This is a genomic window from Cellulophaga algicola DSM 14237 (genome assembly GCF_000186265.1).
Lineage (GTDB): Bacteria > Bacteroidota > Bacteroidia > Flavobacteriales > Flavobacteriaceae > Cellulophaga > Cellulophaga algicola.
Genome location: NC_014934.1, coordinates 2598317 through 2610727, shown reverse-complemented (window position 1 = coordinate 2610727; position 12411 = coordinate 2598317). Strand labels below are relative to the sequence as shown.

Here is a 12411-nt window from a genome sequence, read left to right as displayed (position 1 = left end):
TTACTTTCTCTTAATGGTGCCCGTAACGTCGTTAATGTTCTCCTTAACTTTATCTATTTGGTTTTTAATGTCTTTTGTGAAGTCGGTATTAATACCTTGCTTATCTGCACTTTTCTGAATTTCTTGTTTAATATCTTCAGTAGCATCTTTTAATTGACGCATCCCTTTTCCTAAACCACGGGCAATATCTGGAATTTTATCAGCTCCAAATACCATCACCACTATAAAAAGTATGAAGAATATCTCCCCACCACTTATAAATAAAAAATGTGTCATTAACATACTACAAATATAATGAGAAGTTTGTCAGTCGCATAAAAAAAAGAATAAAACATAATTCTCCTTTTCAAACATTTAACATATTGCAAACCACCTGTAGGTAAAGTTATAAAATGAATAAAGCCAAGAACAAAAACATAGTGTTTTCATTCTTGGCTTTATTACTACAATAAACCTTTGTTTTGATTAAAGATTAATCTTCTTGATCGTTTTTAAACTTATCAAAATCTGATTGCTCTTCTTTCTTAGGCCATGAGTTATTTGTTGTATCAATATCTGCTGTTTCTGCTTTTGGATCTACAACAACACTAGTCAATTCTTTTTGTAAAGAAAGCATGCGGGTTACTTCCTTGTCATTCTTTCTCCAAATTTCTGGAGGATAGGTAACATTCTCTGTAGTACCGTCTGCATACGTATATTCAACAATTAATGGCATTGGAATACCTCCTGGTTTAGTAAAAGTAACTTCATAGAAGAATTTAGGTTCTTTAACAGCTGCTCTTTCTGCAGGTGTCATAGTATCCATCATAAATTCTTTTAATGGCTTAGAAATTTCTGATGCTACTTTTCCTTTTAAAGACTCATCATAATCTTCTGAACCTTCTTCTGCTAAATATACTAATGGCGGAAGATCTTTTATATCTTGATTTCTAGCCGCTGCATATTCTTTCATTTTAGCTGTTGGCTTATCTGTAACTATATATTTTTTTACACTGCCAACACCTATATCAACAAAGTTAGTTGTGTAGAACCAACCTCTCCAGTACCAATCTAAATCTACTGCAGAAGCATCTTCCATCGTACGGAAAAAATCTTCTGGAGTTGGGTGCTTAAACATCCATCTGTGAGAATATGTTTTAAACGCATGGTCAAACAATTCTCTGCCCATTACCGTTTCTCTTAAAATATTAAGGGCTGTAGCTGGTTTACCGTACGCATTATTTCCTAATTGAAAAACATTTTCAGGATTAGACATAATTGGTGAAATATAATCTTGATCACCACTCATGTAAGGTACAATCTTAGAAGGCTCCCCTCTTCTAGACGGGTATTTATCATTTGGTGCAATTGCTGCAGGATATGCTTCACCAAACTCTTGTTCTGCCATATATTGCATGAACGTATCTAAACCTTCATCCATCCAACCCCACTGACGTTCGTCAGAGTTTACAATCATCGGGAAGAAGTTATGACCTACTTCATGAATAATAACACTAATCATTCCGTACTTCACGCGGTCAGAATAAGTACCATCTTTTTCTGGCCTTCCGTAATTCCAACAAATCATTGGATATTCCATTCCTTGATTTTTAGCATGAACAGAAATTGCTTTAGGATAAGGATAATCAAACGTGTGAGAAGAGTATGATCTTAAGGTATGTGCTACTGCTTTTGTAGAATATTCTTCCCATAAAGGATTACCTTCTTTTGGGTACATTGAAACTGCCATAACAGTTCTGCCACCTAATTGCACTGCTTGCATGTCCCAAATAAACTTTCTTGAAGTTGCAAAACCAAAATCACGCACATTTTTAGCTTTCAGCTTCCAAGTTTTTGTTTTATCAGAAAAACCTTTTTCGGCCGCTTCTGCTTCTGCTTGCGTAACAATAATTACAGGCTTATCATATGACTTTTTAGCCAATTCATAACGCTTCATCATTTCTTTAGAAAAAACGTCTTTTGTATTTTGAAGCTCTCCTGTACCATCTAGAATATGATCTGCAGGAACTGTAATATTCACTTCGTAATCACCAAAAGGAAGTGCAAACTCGCCATTCCCCCAGAACTGATGGTTTTGCCATCCTTCTACATCGCTATAAACCGCCATTCTTGGGAAAAACTGCGCAATAACATAGGCACGGTTTCCATCCTCTGGAAAATACTCATAGCCAGAACGCGCTCTACTTACGGTATGATCTGGAATGTTATAATTCCATTTAATTTTTAAAGAAATTTGATCTTTACTTTTCAAAGGTGTAGGTAAATCTACACGCATCATAGTTTGGTTAATCGTGTATGGCAATGCTTTACCATTAGCATCTTTAACGTACTCAATATTAAAACCACCATCAAAAGATGCTGTCATAAATGTACCTGAGAAATTCTCTACCGTACTTGCAAAAGGCGCCGCTGATTCATTTCTTAAATCCGACTTCGTATTTTTTGTACGAACGTTTTGATCTAACTGCAACCATAAAAACTCTAAATTGTCTGGAGAATTGTTGGTATACGTAATTGTTTCTTCGCCAAAGATCTTTGCATTTTTATCATCTAGTGTAATATCCATCTTATAATCAGCTTGTTGCTGATAGTAATTAGGACCTGGAGCTCCAGATGCAGATCTATATGTATTTGGAGTTGCGAACTCTTCATACATCTGCTTAAATTTGTTCACATTGCCATGAGGCGCTGCTTTCTCTTTAACTTCTGTGTCTTGTGCGCTTAGAATACTCGCAAACACAAACAAAAGTGCTGTAATGTAGTACTTGATTTTGCTCATTTCTTGAATTAATTAATTTAGTCGCTAGAAAATTAAAGCTTTTTAAGAAATTGTTAACGTATTAATCTAAGTTTAACATTCCTTTATTATTTTCTCGCGTAAGTACAAAACTCTTCTTTTTTCCTGAAAGTTTAAAATGAACCACATTCTGTTGCTCTTCAAACATGTCTGTCAAAATTTCATTTGTAACAGAAATAGATTTTATTTCAGGGTAATTCACCTTCGGAATCTCTAAATAAACTACCACCACATCATTATCGTATTTTTTACCGATATAGGTGTATTCTCGCTGCTTTTGATTAATGGTAACGATGAACTTTGACCTAATATACTTTTCAATATATGCATCTACATCTTTCAATTCATTCTCGGTTGCCATTTTTGATCTAATAGCATAACGCTCTTTAAAAGCCTTTTCCAAATCATCTATAAAAATACGCGAGGTAATTTGTATGGCATCTTCTTTCTCTGAATAGGCGATATTAGTTACCGTGACATAGAACTTATGCACGGCAGTAAAAGCAAACAAGGGTACTAATAAAATTAAAAAACTCTTCTTTAGTGATTTCATAAAATTTAGTGCTTATTTTCAATATTAATTAAGCAAAGCTTATGCCAAAGGTAAAACTAATCTGGCTTATTCTGTTTTAGAAACACTTTGCTTTTACGCTCTAAAAACTCCCAAAGTATTAATTGATTTTCTGATTTTAATAAGAAGTTAAAATTCTTATCTACTTCGCAGAAATATATAAACTCATGAAGTTGCAGGTCCGGAATTTTTAGATTTTCAGTAATAATAGCCTCTGGATAGTAGGCCAATAATTGCTCTACTGAATTATTCTTTTCCTCTCTGACAATGCGCTCTTTAAGCATCTTCGTACGACCCGAAATTCTATTTAATATCTTATGTGTATTAATAGCAAAACCTAACGGAAGAACTCTTAGCATAGTTCCCCGATCTGCCTCCAATAATTTACGTTCATTATAGGTCATTTTCACCACATGCGTATTTGGCAAACCTAAGGAAGTAGAAGATACTGCTGCTTGTTTTAAATTGCCTGCATCTTTAGATAAATCTCCTGTTAGATGAAATGGCATGACTACCACTTCTTCTAATTTATTTTCCGCTTCCTCTAAGGGGATTATAATTTTTTTGCTTTCTAAAATTTCTTTAGTAATTACAAGCTCTTTCTTTTTTAATTGCACGGATGAAAATAGCAAAGTATCCTTTAAACTCACTACAATGGAAAAAAACCCATACCCATCTGTAATGGTTGCTTTTTGGGTAGAAACATTTTGCACATGAATCCCTGCTAATTCTGAATTTACCACCTGTACATTCCCCTCTAAAGCCACTTGATGTTCTTGTGCTCCTACTCCTATTGCTAGAAACAACAGCACTACAACAAGATGTTCATTAGCAAATTTCATCACAGCTAAATACGATTAAATTACGGGGCTTCGATATTATTATTTTCCCGGTACACTTTACTTTTCTTCCTAAGAAATTCCCATATTCTAATTTTATCGTGGGTATCCACGACACTCGAAAAAGAATCATCTACTTCACAGAAGTATAAAAAATCATCAATCTTTAACGCAGGAATTTTTAATTCTGTTACATACAAGGTATCCATATAAAAAGCTCTCACCCGTTCTGTTCTAGCGTATTTCTCATCACGCTTCACACGATCTTTAAGCATTTTGGTTCTGCCCGTTATCGCATTAATTATGGGGTTTATAGGTACCAAACCACCACCCGTAGTGGCTTCATTTAGTTTACGTTCGCTTTGGGTTTTCTTTACAACATACGCATTAGGCAAGCCTAAAGTAGCCGCTACGACTACAGGCTCACTTTTCATATCTGTAGTTAGATTGCCTGTTAAATTATAAGGCATCACCACCACCTCTTTTAATTCGTTCAAAGCAGGGTTTAAGGTAATGTAAATGGTCTTACTCGTAAGAATCTCTGCGGTTACTACAATCTCTTTTCGTTGGTATTGAATAGCAGAAAAAACCAAAGTATCCTGCAAACTTGCCAAGATTCTAAAAAAACCATCAATATCTGTAATGGCCGCTTTCTTTGTAGAAACATTCAGTACATGCGTGGCTGCCACATCGCCATCTGCACTAGAAACTTTCCCTTCTATTTCTTTAGAAAAATGACTTTGCGCTTGGCTAGAAAAGCTAACAGCGAGCAGTAAAAAAACAAAAAAATGTTTTAAAGGTCTAATCAAAAGCAAGGAATAAAATATTAATATTAATTGATTTTAAAAACTATGGCAATTCTAATTCGTAATTTTTTCGGTAAGCAACACTCTTCTGTAGCATAAACTCCCAAATACGTAAGTTATCTTTCTTATCAAGTGCAGTAAAAGAGGAATCTATTTCACAGAGATACATAAAGTCATTAATTCTGTCTACTGGTATTTTCAATTCCTTCACATAGAGAGAATCATGATATGCTTTACGTATAAACTCAGTTCGTGTATATTTTGCTTCTCGTTCTTGAATTAAACGCAGTCTTTTTGTTTCGCCCGTTATGGCATTTAATGCGGATAGTAACGGTCCGCCTGCTCCCGCAGAAAAAGCTTTACGTTCTGCCTGTGACATTTTCTTCACAAAAGCATTGGGTAATCCTAAACTTGCAGCCGTCAAGGGCGGGTCAATTTCCATCCTATTCATATCCCTACCCAATTCGCCACTTAAATTAAAGGGCATTACCACCACTTCATTCAAAGCATTTAGCGCAGGATCTAAGGTTATATATAGCAATTTGCTAGCTAGAATCTCTTTGGTCACTACAATTTCTTTTCGTTGAAACTGTACCGCAGAAAACACTAACGTATCATTTAAACCTGCCGTAATGGTAAAAAAACCATCAATATCTGTAATCGCTGCTTTTTGAGCACTAATATTTAAGACATGCGTAGCAGCAACATCCCCATCTGCACTAGATACCCTACCTTCTAGTTCTTTATAAACCGTTTTTTGTGCCTGCACGTTGGCAGCACATATAAAAAAACACGTTATATAAAGACTAGTTTTTATCATCTAATTGCGCACGAAAATCTTTACTTGCATTCACTAGAAAATCAATCAATTCAAACTCATTGGTTTTTTTTAGGAGCGATTGTTCTGGTAAACGTGTATCGCAATAGTATAAAAACTGAGTAATTTTATCTTGTGGCAATTGTAAATCTGAGACAAAAAATTGATCATCGTAAACTTGACGAAGCACATCACTAACTTTTAATCTAGGTGCCGGTTCTGCTGCTGTGCCATCTTCATTTTTAATTCCTTTTTTAATGGCTTTAAAAATGTTTACAAAATTGATTCCGTTTTGCATACCACGTTCTTGGTCAGACATGGCTATATTTTCTACTCTAGAAGTTTCATCAATACCATATTCGTATTTTTTAAACTCTTCATTTTTTACAATCAAAAAAGCTTCTTGGTTTTCTGGCCCTACCACTACCTCATCTAATTCTGTAACTTTTTCATTAACTTCAACAACAAGTCTGTTATTCGCTAAAATTTCTGGCGTAATAATAACGCGTTTCATTTGATAATTTAATGCCGTAAAAACCAATTCATCGCCAACCTTAACATTAATGGCAAACTCCCCACTGGTATTGGTTATGACTCCTAATTCCGTATTTACATTAATTACATTTTCATTCTGAACATTGCTATTGCGGTACATAACTTTACCGCGTAAGTAGGTACGTTCTTCATCTTGAGCAAAACTTTGCGCAATTGAGAATGTACCTAAAAGTACCAATAGTATAATTTTTTTCATAAGGTTAGTTTTATCTAAGAAACAAGTAGTGTTCATACCTACACTTGTGTATACCTATTATAAGGTACTGTATTATCACAAGTTAAAGTTAAGCATAAAGAAAATGCAAGTTACTCTCAAAAAAAAATAATGCACCATTAAACTTTTGTTAATTTAGCAGCTCAAAAATTACTACAAATTGAAAAAATTACTACTTGCCAGCACCTCTACATTACACGGAGAAGCATATTTAGCCTATCTATTAGAAACACTGGAAGTCTTTTTTAAAGACGTAAAAACCATCACTTTTATTCCTTATGCTAGACCAAGCGGAATTTCTCATGACGCGTATACTGCTCTTGTCGCTAAGGCATTTGCGAAAATAGGCAAAGAGGTTATCGGCTTACACACTTTTGAAGATGCCAGAACAGGAATCCAAAATGCGGAAGCTTTTTTCACAGGTGGCGGCAACACTTTTTTATTGGTAAAACAGCTACATGAACTTGCGGCAATGATCCCTTTAAAAGATAAAGTTACGAAAGGCACTCCCTATTTTGGAACGAGTGCAGGAAGTAATATTGCGGGCATAAATATGCAAACTACCAATGACATGCCCATTGTTTACCCTCCTAGTTTTAATACTCTAGGTTTGGTTAATTTTAATATCAATGCACATTACCTAGATCCAGACCCAAAAAGTAACCATAATGGAGAAACAAGGGAAACCAGAATTAAAGAATTTCATTGTTTTAATACAACGCCAGTAGTAGGCTTACGAGAAGGTAGTTTTATATATATTGAAAATGATATTAGTACGTTAAAAGGGGCATTTGAAGCAAGAATTTTCGAGCAAAATAAAGTCCCGTATGAGGGAATAAACCTACACTTCTAGCCACAATAAGAAAGTAAAAATAGTGTTAATTTACAGAGCTAAACCTTAACTTTCAATCAGTTAAACTAGAGCAATTGCATTTCATCCTAAAAAAGGGGTGAAATCTTTATATAATTGTAATTTTATCAAAAATAACCCCTAATAAGTTCTTACACTTATGCACAAATTTAATTTCAAAGCAGTTGTAATTATAGCATTTCTATTACTTGGAGCAGGATTTCTTAATGCCCAAGTTAAAATAGGAAACAACCCACAAACCATAAATCCAGCATCATTATTAGAATTAGAAAGCATTGACAAAGCTTTTGTAATTAACCGTGTAAATACGGCTCAAATGAATGCCATTCTTCCGTTAGAAGGTGCTATGGTCTATAATACCGAAGAGCAATGTTTGCATTATTATGACGGACTCCAATGGATTAATATTTGTGAAGCTTTTGGGGAGAACCTTAGCTTTACGAGTGAAGCCTTAGAGAACCCTGGTAATTTTGAATCTATTAGCATCACCAAAACTACAGATACCAATTATAATTTTGAAGTAGGTTTATTAAATGCTTCCAACATTCAAGATGGAACTATGGGTACTACAAAATTAGTAGACGGAGCGGTTACCCAAAATAAATTAGCAGACAATGCCGTAAGCAATGCTAAAATTCAGAATGGAGCCATACAACCTGGAAAAATGGCGGCTGGCTTACCCAATACCATCTTACAAACTAACGCAAGTTCTTTCGTTGAGTGGGCACCTTTAAATGTGGATAATGTTAGCGGAAAATTACTTTCCAATGAATTAGTGGCAGGCACAGGTACTGATAACTCTATAATTGTGACCAATGGCGATGGCGCTACCTTAAAAGATACACAGATAAGAGTTGCAGACGCAGGGATAACCAATGTTAAGCTTGGTCCGGATGCTGTAACTACCGATAAAATTTTAAATGAAACGATACTTTCAGAAGATATTTTAGATGGTACTATTGCTGAAGTAGACGTAGCAGATGATGCTATTACGAATGCAAAACTTGCAGATGACGCCGTAAACACTGCAGAAATAGTAGATGATGCTGTAACTACAGAAAAGATAGGAACTACTGCAGGTGATGAAAATAAAATTTTAGGAACTAGTGCTACTGGAGATCCTGAATGGCAAGATGCTGCTACTATAGCCGCCAACTTAGGAGAAGATGTTACTTCTACAAACGGATCTATTACTGGTACTGCTCTTGATGCTGCTTTAGTCGCTATGGATTTAGAGGTCAATGTTGATGGCACGACACTTCAAGTTGATGCTGTAAACGGAGTACAAGTGGCTGATGATGGAATTAACAGTGCAAAAATTTTAAATGAAACGGTACAATCTGAAGATATTTTAGATGGCACTATTGCAGATGCAGATCTTTTAGATAGAACGATTACGCCTTCTAAGTTAGCCGATGGCACAACAGCTGGTGAAATATTAAGATATGATGGAACGGATTGGGTACTTGCAGACCAATCTACTCTAGCAATTACTGAAGTAGATGGTATTATAGGAAATGAAGTTACTGGTGTTACAAACCCTACACTAACACTTAGTGGCGCAGGAAGCAATGTAGACCCTTTAACCTTAGCTGTCTCTGCCGATGGCATTACAGAAAATGAATTAGCGGACAATGCAGTTTCCACAGATAAAATTCTAGACGCTAACGTAACAGATGATAAACTGGATAAAGCAGGAATATCTTTAACAGGTTTTGCTGTTCCAACAGCAGACCTTTCTGTAGGAACTTTTAAACTTACTGATGTTGCTGACCCAACTTTAGATCAAGATGCGGCAACTAAAATATATGTAGATACTCAAATTACAGGTTCTAATGCTTTAGCAGATGCTACTATTTTTATTGGAGACGCAACAGGTACTGCACAAGCAAATACCATTACTGGTGATGCTACATTAACAAACACTGGTTTTCTTGAAATTGAAGATGATGCAATCACGACAGTTAAAATTCTAGACGCGAATGTAACAGATGAAAAACTAAATAAAGCAGGAATATCTTTAACAGGTTTTGCTGTTCCAACGGCTGACCTTTCTATAGGATCTTTTAAACTTACTGATGTAGCTGACCCAACCTTAGACCAAGATGCTGCTACTAAAATTTATGTAGATACTCAAATTACAGGTTCTAATGCTTTAACAGATGCCAATATTTTTATTGGTGATGGCTCAGGTATTGCACAACCAAATACCATTACTGGTGATGCTACATTAACAAACACTGGTTTTCTTGAAATTGAAGATGATGCAATCACGACAGTTAAAATTCTAGACGCGAATGTAACAGATGAAAAACTAAATAAAGCAGGAATATCTTTAACAGGTTTTGCTGTTCCAACGGCTGACCTTTCTGTAGGAACTTTTAAACTTACTGATGTTGCTGACCCAACTTTAGATCAAGATGCGGCAACTAAAATATATGTAGATACTCAAATTACAGGTTCTAATGCTTTAGCAGATGCAACTATTTTTATTGGTGATGGCTCAGGTATTGCACAACCAAATACCATTACTGGTGATGCTACATTAACAAACACTGGTTTTCTTGAAATTGAAGACAACGTGATCACCGCTACTAATTTAAATGCAGATGTTGCTGGAGCTGGTCTAGAGAATGATGCTACGACAAATGCTTTGAATGTTTTAGTTGACAATACAACTATTGAAATTGATGCTACAAATGGATTACAGGTAATCGATAACAGTATTGGAACTAGTAAAATTGAAGACAATTCTATTGTTGATGCTGATGTAAATGCAGGAGCTGCAATAGACGGTTCAAAAATTAACCCAGTATTTACCGATAATGTTTCTACTACAGGAACATTATCCACAACAGGTACAGCAACTATTGGTGCAAATACAATTACCAATGTAGACGGTACAGTTGGCCAGATCTTAACAACAGATGGCGCAGGCGCTGCTACTTGGCAAGATCCTGCGACCAGTATACCTATGGGTACTGCAGGTTCTATCTTTTTCTCTGATGGGGCTAGTGGATTAGTAGAAAATAATACAGAGCTTTTTTGGGACAGTACAAACAATAGATTTGGTATTGGAACTAATGCCCCAACTAATAAATTTCAAGTAACTGGAGCTATTAGATCTCAAGGTTTTTTGAATTCTAATGGATCAACAACTGAACCTTCTTATCGCTTTGGCGATGACACCAATACTGGTATGAGTAGACCCGCTGCAGACGAAATAGGTTTTAGTGTTGGTGGTATAGAAGCTTTAAACATTGATGAAACATCTGGAAACACAAGTGTTATTGTTCGTGAAAAATTAAAACTAGAAGGCACTCTTGAAGACGCAAATTCATCTGTAGGCACTGCAGGACAGGTACTAACCTCTACCGCTACAGGAACAGAGTGGAAAGCTCCTGCTGTTGTTGCTATGGGAATGGTGAACCAAGCTGCTAATGGCTCAACAACTCCTCCTTTAGCTAGCTCACCTACGAAGGAGAATGGCGCGGTAACTTCTAAAATAAGTACTGGCTATTATAGAGTAACTTTTATTACTGGAAACACAAGAGCAGATCGTCTTTATACCATTCAATTAACATTATTAGGTTCCACAGGCACAGCTTCTACAATTAGAGTATACGCTGCAAGTTTAGCAACTGCACCTACAACAACACAATTTGAAGTAGAAACATTGAACAGTGCTGGAGCAAGAGTAGATTCATCATGGTACTATACCGTAACAGACTTTTAATATGAAGTACCTACACTACATCCTATTTATATTATTTGGTCTGGCAAGTAATGCACAAACGGCATTGAACCATACCGGTGGCATGCAATTGCATGACGGTGCCGAAGTCGGTTTTCATACCAACTTTATCAATAATGCGCCCTTTGATCAAAACTTAGGTTTGGTAGGTTTTTACGGTTCCCGTTTTTTAAACATTCAAGGAACAGTCTCTCCTATCTTTTATGATTTTGAAATATTTGCAAGCAGTGGCGTTACCTTAAATATTGCAGCAAACGCCACCAATAACGTAAATTTTGTTGCTGGTGATATCATGACTCAAAAATCATTAGAAGACATCTATTTTGGACTTTTAGACAATGCCATGCACAATGGCGAAAGTAATATGTCTAAAGTAAATGGGTATGCTTTAATGACCAATCAGCAAACGTATCAGTTTCCTATTGGAGACGAGTTTCAATTGCGTCCTTTAATTTTAAATAGCAATAGCGTAAACTTAACGGCTAAATGTGCTTATTTCTTTGAAAACCCAAATGCTCCTTTATCGTTCACTCAAACTTTTGATACCGAAGATAAAGACCGACAATTAAGTTTAATCAATACCCACGAATTTTGGCGCTTGGAAGGTAGTGTACTTTCTACCGTAACTATTTCTTGGAATAACAGAAGTGCTATTGATGCCTTGACAGAAGTTACAGAGAATTTATTGGTAGTGGGCTGGAGTAAAGCAGAACAGAAATGGCATATTTTAGGAAATAGTGCCGTAAGTGGCGATGCTGAAAATGGGATTATTACTTCTGAAGAATTTCTCCCGGACGACTATGAGATTATTACCATCGGTAGTTTACTGGTACCACAAGACCGTTTGACCATTGATAATTTTTATTTATCCCCTAACGGTGATGGTATTAATGATGTATTAGTCATTGAAGAGTTAGCATTATCTAGTCAGAATGAATTAAAATTGTACGATCGTAATGGGCTCTTAGTCTTTAGACAAGAAAATTACACGAATGAATTTGCCGGAATTTCTAATATAGATAATAATGTTATTCAGAGAGACGCCGGTTTACCTTCAGGCATCTACTTTTATATTGTAAATATGTATGATTTAGGATATGAGTTTCAAGGCTTTTTATACTTAGCACAACCCACTTATTAGGATTTTGGAAGGAATAAACCGTTAATTGCGAAAATTTAACATATAA

Annotated in this window: 10 protein-coding genes; 3 read left to right on the top strand and 7 right to left on the bottom strand. The window is 35.7% G+C overall.

What is annotated here, in order from left to right; genetic code table 11:
• From CELAL_RS11360 to CELAL_RS11330, 7 genes are all read right to left on the bottom strand, one after another.
• Complete coding sequence (locus tag CELAL_RS11360; protein WP_013551054.1) at positions 1 to 276, bottom strand: Sec-independent protein translocase subunit TatA/TatB; 276 nt, start codon at positions 274 to 276, stop codon at positions 1 to 3.
• 196 nt (positions 277 to 472) lie between these two features.
• On the bottom strand, positions 473 to 2779 hold the full coding sequence (locus CELAL_RS11355; RefSeq protein ID WP_013551053.1) for a M1 family metallopeptidase: 2307 nt from the start codon (positions 2777 to 2779) through the stop codon (positions 473 to 475).
• Positions 2780 to 2840: 61 nt separating this feature from the next.
• Positions 2841 to 3350 (bottom strand): DUF6702 family protein, encoded by a 510-nt coding sequence (locus CELAL_RS11350; RefSeq protein ID WP_013551052.1) that lies wholly within the window; start codon positions 3348 to 3350, stop codon positions 2841 to 2843.
• 56 nt (positions 3351 to 3406) lie between these two features.
• The gene (locus CELAL_RS11345; RefSeq protein WP_013551051.1) at positions 3407 to 4210 is read right to left on the bottom strand and encodes a carboxypeptidase-like regulatory domain-containing protein; all 804 of its coding nucleotides are present in this window, start codon (positions 4208 to 4210) and stop codon (positions 3407 to 3409) included.
• Between the two features lie 20 nt (positions 4211 to 4230).
• On the bottom strand, positions 4231 to 5022 hold the full coding sequence (locus CELAL_RS11340) for a carboxypeptidase-like regulatory domain-containing protein (RefSeq protein ID WP_013551050.1): 792 nt from the start codon (positions 5020 to 5022) through the stop codon (positions 4231 to 4233).
• 34 nt (positions 5023 to 5056) lie between these two features.
• Entirely contained in the window at positions 5057 to 5782 is a 726-nt protein-coding gene (locus CELAL_RS11335) for a hypothetical protein (RefSeq protein WP_148229672.1), read from the bottom strand.
• Between the two features lie 37 nt (positions 5783 to 5819).
• Positions 5820 to 6581: a carboxypeptidase-like regulatory domain-containing protein gene (locus CELAL_RS11330; protein ID WP_013551048.1), complete on the bottom strand. Its 762-nt coding sequence runs from the start codon at positions 6579 to 6581 to the stop codon at positions 5820 to 5822.
• Positions 6582 to 6759: 178 nt separating this feature from the next.
• Between CELAL_RS11330 and pepE the strand changes: the two genes are divergently transcribed.
• From pepE to CELAL_RS11315, 3 genes are all read left to right on the top strand, one after another.
• Positions 6760 to 7452 (top strand): dipeptidase PepE, encoded by a 693-nt coding sequence (gene pepE / locus CELAL_RS11325; RefSeq protein WP_013551047.1) that lies wholly within the window; start codon positions 6760 to 6762, stop codon positions 7450 to 7452.
• Positions 7453 to 7609: 157 nt separating this feature from the next.
• Positions 7610 to 11206 carry a beta strand repeat-containing protein gene (locus CELAL_RS11320; protein ID WP_013551046.1) on the top strand — a complete coding sequence of 1199 codons (3597 nt, stop codon included), beginning with the start codon at positions 7610 to 7612 and terminating at the stop codon, positions 11204 to 11206.
• 1 nt (position 11207) lies between these two features.
• Positions 11208 to 12365: a gliding motility-associated C-terminal domain-containing protein gene (locus tag CELAL_RS11315; RefSeq protein ID WP_013551045.1), complete on the top strand. Its 1158-nt coding sequence runs from the start codon at positions 11208 to 11210 to the stop codon at positions 12363 to 12365.
• The last annotated feature ends 46 nt before the right edge of the window (positions 12366 to 12411 follow it).

Coding starts and splice junctions, on each gene's coding strand:
- CELAL_RS11360 (WP_013551054.1), bottom strand. CDS start 276: ATGACACATTTTTTATTTATAAGTGGTGGGGAGATATTCTTCATACTT.
- CELAL_RS11355 (WP_013551053.1), bottom strand. CDS start 2,779: ATGAGCAAAATCAAGTACTACATTACAGCACTTTTGTTTGTGTTTGCG.
- CELAL_RS11350 (WP_013551052.1), bottom strand. CDS start 3,350: ATGAAATCACTAAAGAAGAGTTTTTTAATTTTATTAGTACCCTTGTTT.
- CELAL_RS11345 (WP_013551051.1), bottom strand. CDS start 4,210: ATGAAATTTGCTAATGAACATCTTGTTGTAGTGCTGTTGTTTCTAGCA.
- CELAL_RS11330 (WP_013551048.1), bottom strand. CDS start 6,581: ATGAAAAAAATTATACTATTGGTACTTTTAGGTACATTCTCAATTGCG.
- CELAL_RS11320 (WP_013551046.1), top strand. CDS start 7,610: ATGCACAAATTTAATTTCAAAGCAGTTGTAATTATAGCATTTCTATTA.
- CELAL_RS11315 (WP_013551045.1), top strand. CDS start 11,208: ATGAAGTACCTACACTACATCCTATTTATATTATTTGGTCTGGCAAGT.